The organism is Mangrovibacter plantisponsor, assembly GCF_003182475.1.
GTDB classification, from domain to species: domain Bacteria; phylum Pseudomonadota; class Gammaproteobacteria; order Enterobacterales; family Enterobacteriaceae; genus Mangrovibacter; species Mangrovibacter plantisponsor.
In genome coordinates, this window is the sequence record NZ_QGTS01000020.1 from 1 (window position 1) to 19252 (window position 19252).

The 19252-nt window shown below is 49.7% G+C and carries 23 protein-coding genes; 7 read left to right on the forward strand and 16 right to left on the reverse strand.

Annotation, left to right across the window (positions count from 1 at the left end):
• The 9 genes from DES37_RS22645 to fkpA all read right to left on the reverse strand — a co-directional run.
• Window positions 1-222, reverse strand: a 222-nt coding sequence (locus tag DES37_RS22645; RefSeq protein ID WP_227502482.1) for a GTP-binding protein, incomplete at its 3' end; no start/stop codon positions are given.
• A gap of 67 nt (window positions 223-289) precedes the next feature.
• A complete protein-coding gene (fusA, locus tag DES37_RS22650; RefSeq protein ID WP_110027971.1) occupies window positions 290-2404 on the reverse strand; it encodes an elongation factor G in 2115 nt (704 codons plus the stop codon).
• A gap of 98 nt (window positions 2405-2502) precedes the next feature.
• A complete protein-coding gene (rpsG, locus tag DES37_RS22655; protein ID WP_036111072.1) occupies window positions 2503-2973 on the reverse strand; it encodes a 30S ribosomal protein S7 in 471 nt (156 codons plus the stop codon).
• 95 nt (window positions 2974-3068) lie between these two features.
• Window positions 3069-3443 (reverse strand): 30S ribosomal protein S12, encoded by a 375-nt coding sequence (rpsL, locus tag DES37_RS22660; RefSeq protein WP_025238215.1) that lies wholly within the window; start codon window positions 3441-3443, stop codon window positions 3069-3071.
• A 125-nt stretch (window positions 3444-3568) separates the two neighbouring features.
• A complete protein-coding gene (gene tusB, locus DES37_RS22665) occupies window positions 3569-3856 on the reverse strand; it encodes a sulfurtransferase complex subunit TusB (protein ID WP_110027972.1) in 288 nt (95 codons plus the stop codon).
• A 6-nt stretch (window positions 3857-3862) separates the two neighbouring features.
• Window positions 3863-4225, reverse strand: coding sequence for a sulfurtransferase complex subunit TusC (tusC, locus tag DES37_RS22670; protein WP_110027973.1), 363 nt, complete (start codon window positions 4223-4225; stop codon window positions 3863-3865).
• Window positions 4225-4611, reverse strand: coding sequence for a sulfurtransferase complex subunit TusD (tusD, locus tag DES37_RS22675; protein ID WP_036111082.1), 387 nt, complete (start codon window positions 4609-4611; stop codon window positions 4225-4227). Before tusD ends, tusC begins: the two co-directional genes overlap by 1 nt.
• A complete protein-coding gene (locus tag DES37_RS22680) occupies window positions 4611-5333 on the reverse strand; it encodes a helix-turn-helix transcriptional regulator (protein ID WP_036111085.1) in 723 nt (240 codons plus the stop codon). Before DES37_RS22680 ends, tusD begins: the two co-directional genes overlap by 1 nt.
• A 202-nt stretch (window positions 5334-5535) precedes the next feature.
• Window positions 5536-6366, reverse strand: a complete 831-nt coding sequence (fkpA, locus tag DES37_RS22685; protein WP_036111089.1) for an FKBP-type peptidyl-prolyl cis-trans isomerase — start codon at window positions 6364-6366, stop codon at window positions 5536-5538.
• Window positions 6367-6601: 235 nt separating this feature from the next.
• Between fkpA and DES37_RS22690 the strand changes: the two genes are divergently transcribed.
• Window positions 6602-6820, forward strand: coding sequence for a SlyX family protein (locus DES37_RS22690; RefSeq protein WP_036111092.1), 219 nt, complete (start codon window positions 6602-6604; stop codon window positions 6818-6820).
• Between the two features lie 64 nt (window positions 6821-6884).
• Here DES37_RS22690 and slyD read toward each other — a convergent pair whose 3' ends face one another.
• From slyD to kefG, 4 genes are all read right to left on the reverse strand, one after another.
• A complete protein-coding gene (slyD, locus tag DES37_RS22695) occupies window positions 6885-7463 on the reverse strand; it encodes a peptidylprolyl isomerase (protein ID WP_036111095.1) in 579 nt (192 codons plus the stop codon).
• A 94-nt stretch (window positions 7464-7557) separates the two neighbouring features.
• On the reverse strand, window positions 7558-7758 hold the full coding sequence (locus DES37_RS22700; RefSeq protein ID WP_036111098.1) for a YheV family putative zinc ribbon protein: 201 nt from the start codon (window positions 7756-7758) through the stop codon (window positions 7558-7560).
• 11 nt (window positions 7759-7769) lie between these two features.
• The gene (gene kefB, locus DES37_RS22705; protein ID WP_110027974.1) at window positions 7770-9578 is read right to left on the reverse strand and encodes a glutathione-regulated potassium-efflux system protein KefB; all 1809 of its coding nucleotides are present in this window, start codon (window positions 9576-9578) and stop codon (window positions 7770-7772) included.
• The gene (gene kefG / locus DES37_RS22710) at window positions 9578-10132 is read right to left on the reverse strand and encodes a glutathione-regulated potassium-efflux system ancillary protein KefG (RefSeq protein ID WP_110027975.1); all 555 of its coding nucleotides are present in this window, start codon (window positions 10130-10132) and stop codon (window positions 9578-9580) included. Before kefG ends, kefB begins: the two co-directional genes overlap by 1 nt.
• Before the next feature lie 121 nt (window positions 10133-10253).
• Here kefG and DES37_RS22715 point away from each other — a divergent pair, with 121 nt between their 5' ends.
• Window positions 10254-12173 carry an ABC transporter ATP-binding protein gene (locus DES37_RS22715; RefSeq protein ID WP_110027976.1) on the forward strand — a complete coding sequence of 640 codons (1920 nt, stop codon included), beginning with the start codon at window positions 10254-10256 and terminating at the stop codon, window positions 12171-12173.
• Window positions 12174-12257: 84 nt separating this feature from the next.
• On the opposite strand, the gene DES37_RS22720 is transcribed toward DES37_RS22715, so the two are convergent.
• Window positions 12258-13751: a nicotinate phosphoribosyltransferase gene (locus tag DES37_RS22720; RefSeq protein ID WP_110027977.1), complete on the reverse strand. Its 1494-nt coding sequence runs from the start codon at window positions 13749-13751 to the stop codon at window positions 12258-12260.
• Between the two features lie 12 nt (window positions 13752-13763).
• Window positions 13764-14624, reverse strand: a complete 861-nt coding sequence (gene prs / locus DES37_RS22725) for a ribose-phosphate diphosphokinase (RefSeq protein WP_110027978.1) — start codon at window positions 14622-14624, stop codon at window positions 13764-13766.
• 192 nt (window positions 14625-14816) lie between these two features.
• Between prs and DES37_RS22730 the strand changes: the two genes are divergently transcribed.
• The 4 genes from DES37_RS22730 (at window position 14817) to DES37_RS22745 (ending at window position 17863) form a co-directional block, all read left to right on the forward strand.
• Window positions 14817-15536 carry an NUDIX hydrolase gene (locus DES37_RS22730; protein WP_036111117.1) on the forward strand — a complete coding sequence of 240 codons (720 nt, stop codon included), beginning with the start codon at window positions 14817-14819 and terminating at the stop codon, window positions 15534-15536.
• Between the two features lie 114 nt (window positions 15537-15650).
• Complete coding sequence (locus DES37_RS22735; RefSeq protein ID WP_036111118.1) at window positions 15651-16667, forward strand: hydrolase; 1017 nt, start codon at window positions 15651-15653, stop codon at window positions 16665-16667.
• Window position 16668: 1 nt separating this feature from the next.
• Window positions 16669-16887, forward strand: a complete 219-nt coding sequence (locus DES37_RS22740; RefSeq protein WP_036111121.1) for a YheU family protein — start codon at window positions 16669-16671, stop codon at window positions 16885-16887.
• 100 nt (window positions 16888-16987) lie between these two features.
• Entirely contained in the window at window positions 16988-17863 is an 876-nt protein-coding gene (locus DES37_RS22745) for a phosphoribulokinase (RefSeq protein WP_036111124.1), read from the forward strand.
• Between the two features lie 52 nt (window positions 17864-17915).
• On the opposite strand, the gene DES37_RS22750 is transcribed toward DES37_RS22745, so the two are convergent.
• A complete protein-coding gene (locus DES37_RS22750; RefSeq protein WP_110027979.1) occupies window positions 17916-18320 on the reverse strand; it encodes an OsmC family protein in 405 nt (134 codons plus the stop codon).
• Between the two features lie 297 nt (window positions 18321-18617).
• On the opposite strand from DES37_RS22750, the gene crp reads away from it, so the two are divergent.
• Window positions 18618-19250 carry a cAMP-activated global transcriptional regulator CRP gene (crp, locus tag DES37_RS22755; protein ID WP_000242758.1) on the forward strand — a complete coding sequence of 211 codons (633 nt, stop codon included), beginning with the start codon at window positions 18618-18620 and terminating at the stop codon, window positions 19248-19250.
• Window positions 19251-19252: the final 2 nt, after the last annotated feature.

Consider the following 19252-nt stretch of genomic DNA (forward strand, 5'->3'; position numbering starts at 1 on the left):
GGTCGGGGTATCGTATTCAACGTGAGAAGTGTTGATGGTGATACCACGTGCTTTTTCTTCCGGTGCGTTATCGATCTGGTCGAATGCGCGAGCGGAACCACCGTAGGTTTTTGCCAGAACGGTAGTGATTGCAGCAGTCAGGGTTGTTTTACCATGGTCAACGTGACCGATAGTACCGACGTTGACGTGCGGTTTTGTACGTTCAAATTTTTCTTTAGACACGGCTATATTCCTTACTATTGCGCTCCTCCCGCAGAAGGAGCGCTGGACTTTGTGTTAACCCTGAGGCTTATTTACCACGGGCTTCGATTACGGCCTGAGCGACGTTGTTCGGCGCATCATCGTACTTCAGGAACTCCATAGAGTATGAAGCACGACCTTTGGTCAGAGAACGCAGCTGAGTTGCGTATCCAAACATTTCAGACAGCGGAACTTCAGCATGAATGATAACGCCAGTCGCGTTAGATTCCTGACCACGCAGCACACCACGGCGGCGGCTCAAGTCACCGATAACGTCACCAGTGTTCTCTTCAGGCGATTCAACTTCAACCTTCATGATAGGCTCAAGCAGAACAGGTTTTGCTTTCTTAAAGCCATCTTTAAAGGCCAGAGATGCCGCCAGTTTAAACGCCAGCTCGGAGGAGTCAACGTCGTGGTAAGAACCGAAGTGCAGACGCACACCGATATCCACTACCGGGTAACCAGCCAGAGGACCAGACTTCAGCTGTTCCTGAATACCTTTATCAACGGCAGGGATGTATTCGCCAGGAATTACACCACCCTTGATGTCGTTGACGAACTCATAACCTTTCGGGTTAGAGCCTGGTTCCAGCGGGTACAGGTCGATGACAACGTGACCATACTGACCACGACCACCGGACTGTTTGGCGTGTTTACCTTCGATATCTTTAACGGTCTCGCGAATCGCTTCACGGTAAGCAACCTGCGGTTTACCCACATTTGCTTCAACGTTGAATTCACGTTTCATACGGTCAACGATGATATCGAGGTGCAACTCACCCATACCAGCAATGATAGTCTGGTTAGATTCTTCATCTGTCCATACGCGGAAAGACGGGTCTTCTTTCGCCAGACGGCCCAGAGCCAGACCCATTTTTTCCTGGTCAGCTTTGGTTTTCGGTTCTACAGCGATAGAAATAACCGGTTCTGGGAACTCCATACGTTCCAGGATAATTGCATTATCCGGATCACACAGGGTGTCACCAGTGATTACGTCTTTCAGGCCGATTGCCGCAGCAATGTCACCTGCACGTACTTCTTTGATTTCTTCACGTTTGTTGGCGTGCATCTGAACGATACGGCCGAAACGTTCACGTGCAGCTTTCACGGAGTTCAGTACGGTGTCACCAGAGTTAACCACACCAGAGTACACGCGGAAGAACGTCAGGTTACCAACAAACGGGTCGGTAGCGATTTTAAATGCCAGAGCAGAGAACGGCTCGTCATCACTTGCGTGACGCTCTGCCGGAGTATCTTTACCGTCATCCAGCATACCGTTGATTGCCGGTACGTCAGTCGGAGACGGCAGGTAATCAACTACCGCATCCAGCATTGCCTGAACACCTTTGTTCTTAAATGCAGAACCACAGGTAACCAGGATAATTTCGTTGCTCAGAACACGCTGACGAAGAGCGCCTTTAATCTCTTCTTCAGTCAGATCTTCACCACCCAGGTATTTTTCCATCAGCTCTTCAGATGCTTCAGCTGCGGATTCCAGCAGGTTCTGGTGCCATTCGTCAGCCAGGTCCTGCATGTCTGCCGGGATATCTTCATAGGTGAAGGTTACGCCCTGGTCTGCTTCATTCCAGTTGATAGCTTTCATTTTCACCAGGTCAACAACACCGGTGAATGCTTCTTCAGCACCAATAGCCAGCTGCAACGGAACAGGGTTAGCACCCAGACGGGTTTTAATCTGATCAACAACTTTCAGATAGTTCGCACCCATACGGTCCATTTTGTTAACGAACGCGATACGCGGAACTTTATATTTGTTAGCCTGACGCCAAACGGTTTCAGACTGCGGCTGAACACCACCAACTGCGCAGTAAACCATTACCGCACCGTCAAGAACACGCATGGAACGTTCTACTTCGATAGTGAAGTCAACGTGCCCTGGGGTGTCGATGATGTTGATACGGTGCGGTTCATACTGCTTCGCCATACCAGACCAGAACGCGGTAGTAGCAGCGGAAGTGATGGTGATACCACGTTCCTGCTCCTGCGCCATCCAGTCCATAGTAGCGGCGCCGTCATGAACTTCACCGATTTTGTGGTTTACACCGGTGTAGAACAGAATACGTTCGGTAGTGGTAGTTTTACCGGCGTCGATGTGTGCACTGATACCAATGTTACGGTAACGTGCAATGGGTGTTGTACGAGCCATTTGATTCCTCTATATCCTGGGACGTTCAAGTTAAGTTACCCAGAGTGGGCGCAACAATAAAGTTATATCGCCCACCTGGAACTAACACTAACGCGGGATTACCAGCGGTAGTGAGCGAACGCCTTGTTGGCTTCAGCCATGCGATGAACGTCTTCACGTTTTTTCACTGCAGTACCTTTGTTTTCTGCAGCATCAGACAGTTCGTTTGCAAGACGCAAAGCCATGGATTTATCACCGCGTTTACGAGCAGCTTCAACGATCCAACGCATTGCCAGAGCATTACGACGAACCGGGCGAACTTCAACTGGTACCTGATAAGTAGAACCACCAACGCGGCGAGACTTAACTTCGACAGTCGGGCGCACGTTTTCGAGGGCTACTTCGAAAGCTTCCAGTTCAGTTTTACCAGAGCGCTGAGCCAGGGTCTCCAGCGCGCTGTATACGATAGTTTCTGCAGTAGATTTTTTACCATCTACCATCAGGATATTTACAAATTTAGCCAGCAGTTCTGATCCGAACTTCGGATCTGGCAGAATTTTACGCTGACCAATGACGCGACGACGTGGCATGGAAATACTCCGTTGTTAATTCAGGATTGTCCAAAACTCTACGAGTTTAGTTTGACATTAAAATAAAACGTTTGGCCTTACTTAACGGAGATCCATTAAGCCTTAGGACGTTTAACGCCGTATTTGGAACGAGCTTGCTTACGGTCTTTAACGCCGGAGCAGTCAAGCGCACCACGTACGGTGTGGTAACGAACACCCGGGAGGTCTTTAACACGACCACCACGAATCAGGATCACGGAGTGTTCCTGCAGGTTGTGACCTTCACCACCGATGTAGGAAGTCACTTCGAAACCGTTAGTCAGACGAACACGGCATACTTTACGCAGTGCGGAGTTCGGTTTTTTCGGAGTGGTGGTATATACGCGAGTACATACACCACGTTTTTGCGGGCAAGCTTCCAGTGCAGGCACGTTGCTTTTAACAACTTTGCGTGCACGTGGTTTGCGTACCAGCTGGTTAACTGTTGCCATTAAATAGCTCCTGGTTTTAACTTTTGCTTCGTAAACACGTAATAAAACGGCCTCATACAATATGAGGACGCAGAATTTTAGGGCCCGGCAGAAAGGGTGTCAAGAATTATACAGTCACTATGTTATTACCAGGCCATCTGATTCTTATGTTTCACTGCCAGTATGACAAAATCATTATAGCTAACCCTGGCAATACTGGTTGATATTTGACCAGAAATTCCGCGAGCCTGCACGTCATCTTCGAGCACATAGAAAGAGGCGGGGCAAGTTTGCAACTCTGCAAAAGCCGCACTGCCTTCTATGGCTGCGTAGACGCCATCCTGCAACAGCAGAAGAGCATCGCCTTCCCGAAGGTTGCGTTTTAGCAATGGCAGGTCGATTTGGCCCGGTGAATGAAAGAGTGTATGCAGCATAATGTCTCAGAAAGTCAGCACAACATCGTACTGTTCAAGGTGGGTGCGTAATACATCAGCAGGCTCAATTGCGGCTGGCAGTATCAATTCTACACCCTGTGGTGTAAGCCCGCGGGCCTTTAACGAATCACTGCACACCCAACAAGATGTGATGTCATAGAGCGGTAACACCTTAAATGTTGAAATGTAGTCACGCGAATAAATGACTCCTGGCTGTTGCCCTGCCAGTAATTGCAGAACACCATCCCCCATGAAGAACACCCCCGGGTCATCACTGACTGCAGAGGTTGCCAGCAATGCATCAAGCCCTTCTCGCCCGGCAGAAGAACCATGTGGTGGCTGGGTAAACACAAAAGCAATACGCTTCATCAGAACTGCACCACGCGGTCACAGGTTAATGCCGCTTCAGCTAACGCCCCCAGGCCACTCAACTGAAAACCGTCGAGTAAATTATGGCAGCCCAGACCAAGGCGAATGGCCTCTGGCTCATCAACCACACCACGCCGTAATGCCGCGGCGACACAAATATTGAGAGCAACGCCCTGTTGCAAAGCCATTTTCTGCCACGCCCGCACCAAATCGAATTCATCTGAAGCTGGAGACACCAGTTGGTTACCGTTCAGTATGCCTTCCCGATAAAAAAAGACGCTGTCCAGTACATGCCCTGAATCCAGTAGCGCATTAGCAAAACACCAGGCTGTCGTTGCCTGTTGCGTGCCATAAGCGGGTCCAGTAACCATTAAAGCAAAACGCATTACCTGTCCTGAGTCTGAAAGTCGCCACTCTTAAACTGGCGAATATATAAATAGACGGTATGTTTAGAAATATTCAGGCGGTCTGCCACCTGATTGATGGCATCTTTGATGTCGAAAATCCCTTTTTCATACAGATTAAGAACGATTTGCCGGTTCTTGGCATTGTTCGAAACTGAACGGTCTGCATTGACTTCTTCAATCGTGAATTCAAGTGTTTGCATTACCAGATCTTCAACTGAAGATGCAAAATTAACAGAAGACGATTCTTCTTGCGTCTCCGGCGGCACAAAAGTGCTCATTATCTGGGAGAACGGAACATCCAGGTTCATGTTGATGCACAACAACCCAATAACACGATGTTCCCGATTACGAATCGCAATCGTGACCGACTTCATCAGCACACCGCTTTTCGCCCGCGTAAAGTAGCAGCGAGAGACGCTACTATCTGCACCTGTCATGTCATGCAACATACGCAGAGCTAAATCTGTAATTGGTGAGCCAATTTTACGCCCGGTATGTTCGCCATTGGCAATACGCACTGCTGAGCACTTCAAATCCTGAAGAGAATGCAGAACAATTTCGCAGTGGGAACCGATGAGCATTGCCAACCCGTCAACAACAGCCTCATATGACTTAAGGATATCAAGATCTGTCTGCTCAAAAGGACGTTGATCCAGTAAATCAAGCTCACTGGTTTCGTTGGTTAGAAGCGAGTTGGACATGAAGAAACACCACCTTTTCCACGGAGTCTGTCGCGATGATGGTCATTATTATCGTAGGGCAGACTCATTCTTAATACATTGCGCAAGCCCATAAAGTAATACAGCGCAGCACGCCTGTGCCAGTTTTTATTATATCCTGGTTCCAATGAAAAACCGCCGCCTGCGTGGCGACGGTTTCAATATTGCCTGATTAATTGCCTGATTACTTGCTTGCTGCTGCGCTGGCATCGTCTGCTTTGGCGTCTGCAGCCTTGTCATCATTCTTCGGTGCAGGCTTGATATCCAGCAATTCGACATCAAACACCAGTGTAGAATTTGCCGGGATCCCCGGAACGCCTGTTTTGCCATAAGCCAGGTCTGGCGGAATAACCAGTTTAATTTTGCCGCCTTTCTTGATGTGCTTCAGCCCTTCTGTCCAGCCAGGGATTACGCCATCCAGGCGGAAAGAAAGCGGTTCACCACGAGTATAAGAGTTGTCGAACTCTTTCCCGTCAATCAGTGTACCTTTGTAGTTAACAACCACGGTGTCCGTATCTTTCGGCGCTTCACCTGAGCCTGCTTTCTCAACCAGGTACATCAGGCCAGACTTAGTGGTTTTAACCCCTTTCTCTTTTGCGAAAGCCGTACGGTATGCAGTACCTTTGTCTTCATTTTCTTTCGCGTCTTTTTCCATTTTTGCCTGAGCGGCAGTTTTCACACGGGTTTCAAACCCTTTCAGCGTTTCTTCGATTTCCTGATCGGACAGTTTGCTCTTATCAGCGAATGCATCCTGTACCCCGGCAATCAGTTGCGCTTTATCCAGCTTAATACCCAGTTTTTCCTGCTCTTTAAGGGAGTTATCCATGTAGCGGCCCAGAGATGCACCCAGCGCATATGCTGCCTGCTGGTCGTCATCTTTGAATTTTGCAGCACTCTGGTCTGCTTTTGCCGCAGCCCCTTGTTCCGCAGAGGTCGTTGCTGCAGATACCAGAGGTGTATTCAGTGCCATCGCCATGGTGGTTGCCAGCAGCGTGGCTTTAAACAGTGATTTCATCCATTATCTCCGGGCAGGGCGTCACACCCCAGGGTTAAGAAATTAAACTAACAGAGCGACGTACTATAACGTCGGGAAAGAAAGCAGCACAATCTCTAACGCGGTTATTGCGCCAAATTCTGACTTATTTTTGTGTAAATTAATGTCATAACCAGGACAGGCGGTATTTGCGCCATAATTCAAGTACAATCCCCCGCATATTGCCCTGAGCGGGCTCAAATTCCGGGAGAACCGTATGCAAAGCACAGAGACAGAAAAACGCCTGGAGGAGTTAGAAAGCCGGCTGGCATTTCAGGAATTCACTATTGAGGCTCTTAACCAGGCTGTTTCCAGCCATGAACTGGAACTTGCCAGGTTGCGTGAGCACATTCGTTTACTGGTGGAAAAACTGAAGGCAAGCCAGCCTTCAATGCTGGCATCACAGGCGGAAGAAACACCGCCGCCACACTATTAACAGAAATCGCAGAAACCAGTATTAAAAAAGGGCGCCACTGCGCCCTTTTTTGCTGCTATGTGGATTAGTGGCAACCACACCCGCCGTTACCACAACCACCTTTGCCATGTTCGTGGTCATGGCCATGACCACCACAGCAACCTTCGTGGTCATGGTCGTGATCATGATGGTGATCATGAGCGCCATGAACGTGACCGTGAGCCAGTTCTTCTGCCGTTGCTTCACGCACAGCGACAACTTCCACATTGAATTTCAAATTCTGGCCAGCCAGCATATGGTTACCGTCAACCACAACGTGGTCATCTTCCACAGCAGTGATTTCAACCGGTACCGGGCCCTGATCGGTTTCAGCCAGGAAACGCATCCCAACTTCAAGTTCATCAACACCCATGAAAACATCTTTCGGTACGCGCTGTACCAGATTTTCATCATACTGACCGTAAGCGTCGTTTGCGCCAACGCTGACATCAAAGCGATCACCCACTTCATGGCCGTCCAGCGCATTTTCCAGGCCAGAGATCAGCGACCCATGACCGTGCAGATAGTCAAGCGGCGCGCTTACCGGAGACTCATCAACTAACACACCGTCTTCTGTACGTACCTGATAGGCCAGGCTGACCACCAGGTCTTTTGCTACTTTCATGATATCTCCTGAACGTGGGGAAAAAACTGGCGCGAATTGTAGCTGAAATTCACGCCGGTGTACCCAATAGCTTAAAGAAAGCTGACGCGTATCGCTAGTCCGGATGAAAAATCCCTATGACTTGCTCGTGTTCACGCAATTGCTCACGCGCCTGTTTATCGGCCTCACGCATCTGGTGACCACATTTCACGCAGGCAACAATATCGACATTATTTTCGCGCCACATAGCCAGTGAATCTTGCGCCTGGCACTGCGGGCACACCGCACCCGCAATAAAACGTTTACGTACCGCCATTACTCACCTTGTTATTCAAATTCGTCCCAGCCATCCAACTGATGACGCTCTCGTTGTAATTCACGCTGAAATATCTCTTCCAGTTCCCTGCGCGCTTCTTTCACCCGCGAGATTTGCGCAGTATCGGTATGCACAGGCATCAACTCACGTAACATACGCATATCCAGGCGACGAAAATGTAATTGCGCTCGCAAAGCCTGATGAGGATGCATTCCCAGCGAGATCAGCGCTTTTTTACCCAACTCCAGCGCACTGGAAAATGTTTCGCGGGAAAATTGCGTGACTCCAGCCTGTAATAGCTCATGAGCCTCAACGCGCCCCCGCGCCCGCGCCAGGATAGCTAAATGTGGAAAATGTTTCTGGCACAGGTGCACGATTTTCATCGTGTCCTCCGGCTCATTGCAGGTAATAACAATAGACTGTGCATTTTCAGCCCCTGCAGCACGTAACAACTCTGCATCCGTCGCATCACCGTAATACACCTTATAATCATATTTCCGCATGATATTAACAGCGCTGATATCACGTTCCAGAACAGTGATACGCATCTTATTCGCCATCAATAAGCGCCCGATAACCTGCCCAAACCGGCCAAAACCAACAATAATGACCTGAGGATGGTCGTCTTCAACCCAGGGGTGCTCATCACTGTCAGTTACGGGCTGGTTAAAACGGCGCACCAGCACATTATCAATCACCCGCATTAGTAGTGGTGTAGTCATCATGGAAAGTGTGACCGTCACCAATAACAAGGCCATCTGATTGCCAGCAAAAATATGCTGTGCTGACGCCGCAGAAAACAGGACAAAAGCAAACTCGCCCCCCTGGCTTAACACGCCCGCAAACTGAGCCCGCTCGGAAGAACGCAAACCTCGCCAGTGAGCCAACGCATACAGCACAGCCATTTTGATGCTGACCAGAAGTGCCACACTGACCAATATCCATAACCAGTGGGTATAAAGCACACCCAGGTTAAGCACCATGCCAACCGAAATAAAAAACAGCCCTAACAGCAACCCTTTGAAGGGTTCAATGGCACTTTCGAGCTCATGGCGGTATTCACTTTCCGCCAGCAGTATTCCCGCAATGAAAGTCCCCAGTGCCATAGAGGCGCCCAGAAGGTCCATAAACAATGCAGCGCCAAGAACAAGTAGCAACGCTGCAGCAGTAAACACTTCGCGAACACCCGATGCGGCAATAATGCGAAAGACCGGGCGAAGTAAATAACGCCCGCCCACCAACATGCCAGCAAACGCCACCACCTTAATGCCGAATTTGAACCAGTCAGGCGCCTGCCCTTCACTGCCAGCCAGTAAAGGAACCAGCGCCAGCGCCGGAATAACCGCCATATCCTGAAAGAGTAAAACCGAGAAACCCAGTTGCCCTCCCTCGCTGCGTTTCATGCCTTTTTCGCGCATCAACTGCAACGCCATTGCTGTTGATGACATAGCAAGCCCGATGCCACCGATAACAGCTGCGGGCAAAGAAAAGCGGCTTAGCATCAACAAGCCACCCAGGATCACTGCACTAATCACCACCTGCAAGGTTCCGGCACCGAAGATGGAACGCCGTAACCGCCAGAGTTGTGCGGGGTTTAATTCAAGCCCTACCAAAAACATCAGGAAAACCACACCAAGTTCTGAGAAGTGCAATATCTCATCGACATCGCTAATCATCCCCAGCCCCCAGGGGCCAATAGTGACCCCTGCTAACAGGTACCCCAGTACCGCACCAATACCAAGGCGGGCGGCAAGTGGCACAGCGACTACCGCCGCCAGAAGGAACACCACTCCGGCAACAAGGAGATCGGGTTGATGCATCAAATTCCTCCCTGGTGAAACGGCGAAGACAACCATTCGACATACGCCCGGGCATGGCTGGCAAGTTCATCAGCGGGTAACCGTCGGGCCCAGTAGATGACAAAGGGGTTTAACCAGTGCATCCGGCACAAAGCAGCGGTTAATTCAAACGGGCGCAAAATCTCACTCAGAGGGTAACGGTTCAACCCATCGTACCGGAACGCACCTTCCGGCTCACCAGTAGTAATCACACTGCGCCAGTATTTCCCCACCAGTGCATTTCCCCCCTGTCCACTGGCAAACCCACGGCTTAACACGCGATCCAACCACTCTTTGAGTAAGGCCGGGCAACTGTAAGTGTACAAAGGATGTTGAAAGACAATGATGTCATGCTCACGTAAAAGGGCCTGCTCATGCTGGATATCAATAAAAAAATCAGGATAGTGGGCATAAAGGTCATGAACGGTCACGTTAGGCAGTTGAAAAACGCCTTCCAGCAGGACCCTGTTCGCCACCGAACTGTGAAATTCAGGATGGGCGTACAACAGCAAAACCTTGGGTGGCTGCGACATCATTACCCTCCGGGGATCGTGTTGAGTGCTGTTTTGGGCTAACATGCAGCGCGGTTGGCCAAATACCGGCCCAGGTTACCTGATTATAATGACAAATTAACATAGTCTAAACATACGGCGCGCTATGATTGTTTTCTCTTCACTACAAATTCGCCGCGGCACCCGCGTGCTGCTGGACAATGCTACTGCTACTATCAACCCCGGGCAGAAAGTTGGGCTTGTGGGAAAAAATGGTTGCGGGAAATCCACGCTGTTATCACTGCTGAAAAGTGAAATCAGTGCCGATGCAGGTAGCGTGACCTGGCCTGGTAACTGGGCTATGGCCTGGGTTAACCAGGAAACACCAGCACTCCCGGAACCCGCCATTGAGTATGTCATTGATGGCGACCGCGAGTACCGCCAGCTTGAAGAGGCGTTAAAAAACGCTAATGAAGCTGATGACGGCCATGCCATTGCCACCGTACACGGGAAACTGGATGCCATTGATGCCTGGACCATTCGCGCACGCGCAGCAAGCTTATTGCACGGTCTGGGCTTCACCAATGAGCAGCTTGAACTACCAGTGAGCGATTTTTCTGGTGGCTGGCGCATGCGCCTGAATCTGGCTCAGGCACTAATTTGCCGATCAGATTTACTGCTGCTTGATGAACCCACCAACCACCTGGACCTGGAAGCGGTTGTCTGGCTGGAACGTTGGCTAAAAAGCTATACCGGCACACTAATTCTTATTTCCCATGACCGGGATTTTCTCGACCCGGTTGTTGACAAGATCCTGCACATTGAACAACAAGCGTTGTTCGAGTACACCGGTAACTATTCCTCATTTGAAGTACAACGTGCCACTCGTCTCGCCCAGCAGCAGGCGCAATATGAAAGCCAGCAACTGCGTGTGGCGCATCTGCAAAGCTATATTGAGCGTTTTCGCGCTAAGGCTACTAAGGCAAAACAGGCTCAGAGCCGCATCAAGATGCTGGAACGCATGGAGTTAATCGCTCCGGCGCACGTTGATAACCCATTTCATTTCGAGTTTCGCGAACCCGAAAGCCTGCCAACGCCATTACTGAAAATGGAACATGTCAGCGCGGGTTATGGTAATAAGACCATTCTGCGTTCAATCAAACTCAACCTGGTTCCGGGTTCCCGTATTGGTTTACTGGGCCGAAATGGCGCCGGGAAATCGACACTGATTAAATTACTTGCTGGTGATTTGGAACCACAGCAAGGTGAAATTGGCCTGGCGAAAGGCATTAAGCTTGGTTACTTCGCCCAGCACCAACTGGAATACTTGCGCGCAGATGAATCTCCGTTACAACACCTGGCGCGAATGGCTCCCGGCGTGCTTGAACAACCGTTGCGTGATTACCTGGGCGGTTTTGGTTTCCAGGGTGATAAGGTTAATGAGCCAACACTGCGTTTCTCTGGTGGGGAAAAAGCGCGCTTAGTGCTCGCGTTAATTGTCTGGCAGCGTCCTAACCTGTTGCTGCTCGATGAACCAACCAACCACCTGGATTTGGATATGCGCCAGGCGCTGACTGAGGCCCTGATTGACTTTGAGGGCGCACTGGTCGTTGTTTCCCATGACCGCCACTTACTGCGTACTACCACCGATGACCTGTATCTGGTACACGATGGCAGCGTTGAGCCATTTGATGGGGATCTGGATGATTACCAGCAATGGTCGCTGGACCAGCACAAACAGGAAAGGCAAGAAAACAACCTGAAGGAAACGGTTAAAGATAACCAGAACAGTGCCCAGGCGCGTAAAGATCAGAAACGGCGTGAAGCAGAACTCCGTACTCAAACCCAACCTTTACGTAAAACACTCGAACGGCTGGAAAAAGAGATGGAAAAACTCAACAGCAAACTGAGTGACCTGGAAACCCGGCTTTCAGATACCGCTATCTATGATATTAGCCGTAAAGCGGACCTCACTGACTGCCTGCAACAACAGGCACAAGCGAAAGCCGCACTGGAAGAGAGTGAAATGGCCTGGCTGGATACGCAGGAACAACTCGAAAATATGCTATCTGGCGGGCAAGAGTGACCTAAAAAAACGTGCACATGAGTATAACCTCATGTGCACTGTTCTCAGGAAAGAGCGGGTGATGGCCTTGTATTCACCACTGCCTTATTGCTGAGCTGCAAGGCGCTGGCGCAGTACCTCAAGGTGTTCAACATTATACTGTTTACCATCCAGAAAGCGGGTTTTCAGTTCCCCTTCACCTTCCTGTGCTGGGGTTTGCTCATCAAAAAGGCATAACTCGCCTTGTTCATTACGCACCACTTTCAACAGCCCTCTTGCTGAGCGTTTCAGGCCGCTGTCTGTTTTCGGCTCTTTAAAGATCATGCGACCCGTTCCGTTTACCGCCCCCCAGGTGGCTTTCATCGCGAAGCCGAATGTATCACGCGTGTTGTACTGGTAGGTGTATGAACCAACGCCAAAAACAACACAGGAGCTGGCAAAACCTTTTGCTGCAAGGCGGCGTAAAATTTCATTGGCCCGCTCGAGGGTAATTGAATCGCCATAAATCAGGCCGACATGGGAATCGAGCACTTTGTAACCTTTGCTGTTCACCGTGCCGCCAAAGATTTCCCACAACACTTCGACAGAACCTTTTTCCTGGGGAGTACGCGTGGCGCTTTGGTCGTCATCAGCACCTGTACCACATAAAATTTCTACCGGATCACCACTGTCCGGGCGGAAAACCACTCGGCCTTCCCGTGCCATAATGGCGGCTTTAAGTTCTCGGGTATAAGTTGTCAGCACCTGCCAGTAATCCCAGGTGTCCGATACGATGGACACAAACCCTTGCGGGTACAAATCACAAATCAGGCGGCGAAATGTAGCAATTTCATGATCTTTTTCACCCATGCACATCACACTGTGTTCTGTTGCCGGAATACTGCCTGCAATAAAGTAATCAGCATCATTGCCGGTATAATACTGGCGGGCATACACAACTGCCGGAATACTGTCAGTCCCTTTAAAACTCAGCAAATGCCCACACCCCGCCTGGGCAACATCCTGCATACCCGCCATCCCCCGGAAAGAGAAGTCATGGCACTGAAAATCCAGGTGAGCAAAGTCATCACAGGTTTGTTCTGCCCAGGCTGCGCATATTTTGTGGTAGTGGTGCGCAATAGTAGCGTTTGTTGATGCTTTCCACAGTTCAGCCGAGAGCACCGTTTCCAGGTAATTCACCAGCCAGAAAAATTCATCCCGGGTGTTGGTAATTGTTAATACCGGCACTTTCATCGGGATTTTATCGCCTTCGTCCAGCCCTTTAATGTGCAAGGGCAAATAACCTAAACGGTGCAATGCCCGAATATGTTCAACATCAACAGCATCTTTTCCCAGGTAACTGTCCATCAGCATTTTGTATTCACTAACCACCTGCTCTTCCGGCTGTGCGAAAAACTGGCTGTTAAACATGTCTATCAGGAACCATTTTATAAAGCCCTGCAGGCCAAAAAAGACCAGCTTGTTGTCCGCGACTGGCGAACGGAAAAAACGGTCGCTGCGGGGTGTAAAATTCGAGTAAACACGCGTTGTGCCTTCAGGGTATTGCTCACGGTGTGAAACTTTATAGCCATCAATTGCCAGAATAGGGTTAATCATCATGTCCGTATCTCCTTAAGCCACAAATAACGTGTCAACATCCACAACAGAAAGGCGTGAATCAGCCGGAGCCTGTGCAGAAAATGAAGTGGTGGTATAAATGTGGTGAATACCCTGGCTAAGCAGGTTTTCCACCCCTTTAGAAAAAATACCGTGCGTCACATACAAACTAACGGAACGAGCTCCTGCCGCTAACAACACCTGGGCAGACCCAATAAAAGTTCCCCCGGCATCACACAGGTCATCGGCAATCAGCAGGTCCTTCCCTGCCACATCGCCACTCGCCAGTGCAAACCCGGTTAATGCACCAGTCGCCACATCTCTGTTTTTAGTCATGATGGCGAAATCTTTTGCTCCGGCGGCGGCGGCAACGGCATGGATCTTTTTCAGCGCGCCGGCATCAGGTGCCACCAGCATTAATGCGCCAGACTTCAATTGCGAGCGCAACGCCTCATGGGCCAGTAAGGCAGTTTCCTGCGGAATAATGACCATGTTGCGCACTGCCGCTGCTGCAGCTTCACTATGCGGGTCAATAACGAAAATCTTATCAAAGTTAAGGCTGTTCAGTGCGTCAGCAAAAATACGTAACGCGAAGCTGTCTCCGGGTTGCATATACCTGTCCTGCCGGGCACACGCCAGCCAGGCCAGTTGTAAGTGGCTAAAGCGGATATCACACTGATGGCGGATAGCATCAACAGACTGAGCCAGCAACATCCAGTCATCCATAGTGGCAAGCCCTGTCGCCCGGACTACCATTTTGTCAGCAAAACCAGGTAACTCAGTACGCGTTTTTGCCCAAACAGCACCGTCCGGGAAACGCCCGGTTTCAACCATAACCTCCTGGTTATCAAGCCAAATACTCAGTGTCATATTCATAACCGCCTCCAATTAATGTCCCTAAGACAGTTATAATATTGTCCTAAAGACATTTTATTGCAAGCAAAAATTGTCCCTATGACACAATTAATAATTAATACATTGATTAATATAAGAAAAAAAACATACCCACTCCACAGCAGCACCATGTAAAATGTGACTTTGAGACAGTTATTATTGCCAGGAGTGAAGGTGGAGAGCGAAGAGCAGTACCTGAAAAATTATGACGCCAGTCGTTTCCCCTCGCCTATCGTCACGGTAGACAGCGTGCTATTCACTCTGCATGAAAAACAACTCTGTGTATTGCTGGTGAAACGTAATCAGCACCCTTTTCTGGGGCTGTGGGGGCTGCCTGGCGGTTTTATTGATTTGCACAAAGATGATTCCACACAAGCAACAGCTGCGCGCAAACTGGCAGAAAAAACAGGCATTTCTCCTTCGTGGCTGGAACAACTGGAAACCTTCTCCGGGCCGAACCGTGACCCAAGGGGCTGGAGCATCACCGCAACCTGGTTTGCACTCATCGCCTGGGAGGCCTGCCAGCCACATATTGCAACAGTAAGTGATGTTCAGTGGTGTCCGGTAGCAAATCTGGAAAGCAAAGCACTGGCTTTTGACCACGCCGCAATCATTGCCGCGGCCTTGCAGCGCCTGCGGCAAAAAACGATGTACTCCCTGTTACCAGTCTATTGCCTGCCAGAAACATTTACCCAAACGCAGTTACAGGAAGCCACCGAAGCCATTCTTGGGCAACCAGTGCAGCGTAAAAGCCTGATCCGCCGCTTTGAAGCGTCAGGAATGTTTGAAGATACCGGGCAAAGTGTTGCCACCGGGGCCCGAAAAGCGCGGTTGTGGCGGCGTAAACCCAACATCCCGGTTCACTTGTTTTCGCGCAATCTGCTGGCAGATTGAACATGAGTTGGTTATTTTTACATCAATGCCGTGAAATACATAAACGTGACGCATGACTCACGGTATAGTAGCCAGTAATTAGCGCGATAATGAATTGATACCTGTTTTACAACTATGACCCAGATTACCCCCGTCGATGCCAGTGAAGAAAACAACAGTCAGAGGGATTTTCACCCTATGCCTGGGCTTTCTAACCCGCATTTACAAACGATGCTGCCCCGTCTCATTCGCCGGCGCCTGCACTTCAACCCTTTTTGGCAGCGGCTGGAGCTTCCGGACGACGATTTCGTCGATCTTGCATGGAGTGAAGACCCACAACAGGCTCTGCATAAACCCCGGCTGGTGGTATTTCATGGCCTTGAGGGCAGCCTGTACAGCCCCTATGCCCACGGTATGATAGAAGCAGCGCAAGCACAGGGCTGGTTGGGTGTCGTAATGCATTTTCGTGGCTGTAGCGGAACACCCAATCGCCAAAAGCGGATTTATCACTCCGGTGACACTGGTGATGCCAGTTACTTTCTTAACTGGCTGAACCTGCGTTATGGTTCAGCACCCACAGCAGCGGTGGGTTACTCACTGGGCGGAAACATGCTGGCCTGCCTGCTGGCAGAACAAGGTAACCAGTGCACACTGGATGCAGCAGTTATTGTCTCTGCCCCCTTTATGCTGGAGCAGTGTTGTTACCATATGGAGCGGGGTTTTTCTCGTATTTATCAACGCTACCTGTTGAACTTACTGAAAGCGAATGCCAGCCGGAAACTGGCTGTGTACCCGGGTTCACTCCCTGTCGATTTACCCCGGTTACGCAAAGTAAAACGAATCAGAGAATTTGATGATTTAATTACTTCCCGTATTCACGGTTTTGACGACGCACTGGATTACTATCGCCAGTGTAGCGCCATGCCCCATCTGCCGAATATCGCGGTAAATACACTGATTATTCACGCAAAGGATGATCCCTTTATGGATCATCATGTCATACCAGACAGCACTCTACTTCCGTCAAATATTGAATACCAACTCACCGATCATGGTGGTCATGTCGGGTTTATCGGTGGTAGCGTCGCTCGCCCGGAAATGTGGCTTGAAAAGCGCATCCCCAGTTGGTTAACCCGTTATCTAAGTAATTAAAATGATCATTCCCTGGCAACAGATAGCACCCGATACGCTTGATAACCTGATTGAGTCCTTTGTATTACGTGAAGGTACCGATTATGGCGCGCAGGAGCGCTCACTTGCTCAAAAAGTGGCGGATGTAAAACGGCAACTGAAACAGGGTGATGCTGTTCTGGTCTGGTCTGAATTGCATGAAACGGTGAATATCATGCCCCGCACCCAATTTAAGGGCTGATTCACAGGCGTCACACACAGTATTGGCATCCACCACTATACTGCTTTAACCTGCAGTACTGTGCGTTTCACATTGCCTCTTACTGATGGAGTGGTTGTTTATGTCAGCCAAGCACCCTGTTATTGCGGTTACCGGTTCCAGTGGAGCCGGTACCACGACAACCAGCATTGCCTTTCGTAAAATATTTAATCAGCTTAATCTGCGGGCTGCCGAAGTTGAAGGTGACAGCTTTCACCGCTATACCCGCCCAGAAATGGATATGGCAATACGTAAAGCCCGCGACCTTGGCCGCCATATCAGTTATTTCGGGCCAGATGCCAACGACTTTGCCTTGCTGGAGCGCACATTCAGGCAATACGGCGAGCAGGGTAACGGCCAGTCTCGCAAATATCTGCACACTTACGATGAAGCCGTTCCCTGGAATCAGGTGCCTGGTACCTTTACCCCCTGGCAACCGCTGCCTGAACCCACAGATGTATTGTTTTATGAAGGGCTGCACGGCGGCGTGGTAACTCAGGAGTGTGATGTCGCTCAACACGTTGATCTCCTGGTCGGCGTGGTACCTATCGTTAACCTCGAGTGGATTCAAAAGCTGGTAAGGGACACAAGTGAACGCGGCCATTCCCGGGAAGCCGTGATGGATTCAGTGGTGCGCTCAATGGAAGATTACATCAATTACATTACACCCCAGTTTTCACGTACTCACCTTAACTTCCAGCGAGTGCCGACCGTGGATACATCCAACCCCTTTGCAGCCAAAGCGATTCCTTCTCTGGATGAAAGTTTTGTCGTTATTCATTTCCGCGGGCTGGAAGATATCGATTTCCCATGGCTTTTGGCAATGCTGCAAGGGTCATTTATTTCTCATATCAATACGTTAGTTGTCCCGGGTGGGAAGATGGGCCTGGCGATGGAGTTAATCATGACGCCACTGGTCAAACGCCTGGCTGAAGGGAAAAAAATCGCGGGAGCCTGATACGGATAACGAACGGGCGGGCGCTGCAAAGTACAGCCCCCGCCATGAAAACTTAGCCTTCAACCACTTCCCATGAGTGTGTGATGGTGGCTGCTTTGCCAAGCATTAACGCAACAGAGCAATATTTTTCTGCAGACAAACCCACCGCGCGAGCCACGGCATTATCTTTCAGATCTTTCCCTGTAACGATGAAGTGCAAATTGATAGTGGTAAACAAACGCGGTGCTTCTTCCCGGCGTTCAGATGTCAGTTTGACCTCACAATCAGTCACATTATGGCGGCCTTTTTGTAAAATAGAGACAACATCAATGGCACTGCATCCACCGGCAGCCATTAGCACCATTTCCATTGGACTTGGCGCTTTATCACCGGAGTTACCATCCATCAGGATCTGGTGGCCTGAGGCGGATTCACCCAAAAATGTTAAACCTTCAACCCATTTAACTCGCGCCTGCATACTCATTACTCCCAACTAAAGTGTTATCGCAACAGATTACGCGGCATTAACAAAACAGGCAATGGAAGGCGACACAGGTCATGCTGAAACGAGACAATAGAAGACACTTCAGGAAACCTGTGCTAAAACAAACAAGATGTAACAGACTGACAGTGACGTCATACCTGTTACAGAGGAAAAAGCGATTACAGACCAAACGACTCATGGCTCGCTTCAGGAATGGGGCGATTTAATGTTGTAACGCCAACAGGGCCCTACCCTGTCTTTGAGCAAGTTTATAATAGAGGATAACCGCGCATGGTGCTTGGCAAACCCCAAACAGACCCGACTCTCGAATGGTTCTTGTCACATTGCCACATTCATAAGTATCCATCCAAGAGCACCCTGATCCATCAGGGCGAGAAAGCAGAAACGCTGTATTACATCGTAAAAGGCTCTGTGGCCGTGCTTATCAAGGATGAAGAAGGCAAGGAGATGATCCTTTCTTATCTTAATCAAGGCGATTTTATTGGCGAACTGGGGCTGTTTGAAGAAGGCCAGGAGCGTAGCGCCTGGGTTCGTGCAAAAACAGCCTGTGAAGTAGCCGAAATTTCATACAAAAAATTTCGCCAGTTGATCCAGGTAAACCCGGACATTCTGATGCGCCTTTCATCCCAGATGGCACGTCGTTTACAGGTCACTTCTGAAAAAGTAGGGAACCTGGCATTCCTTGATGTAACCGGCCGAATTGCACAGACTTTGCTTAACCTGGCGAAACAACCGGATGCAATGACTCACCCAGATGGCATGCAAATCAAAATTACCCGTCAGGAAATTGGCCAAATTGTTGGCTGTTCCCGTGAAACTGTGGGCCGCATTTTAAAAATGCTGGAAGATCAAAACCTGATTTCTGCTCACGGTAAAACCATTGTGGTATACGGTACTCGTTAATT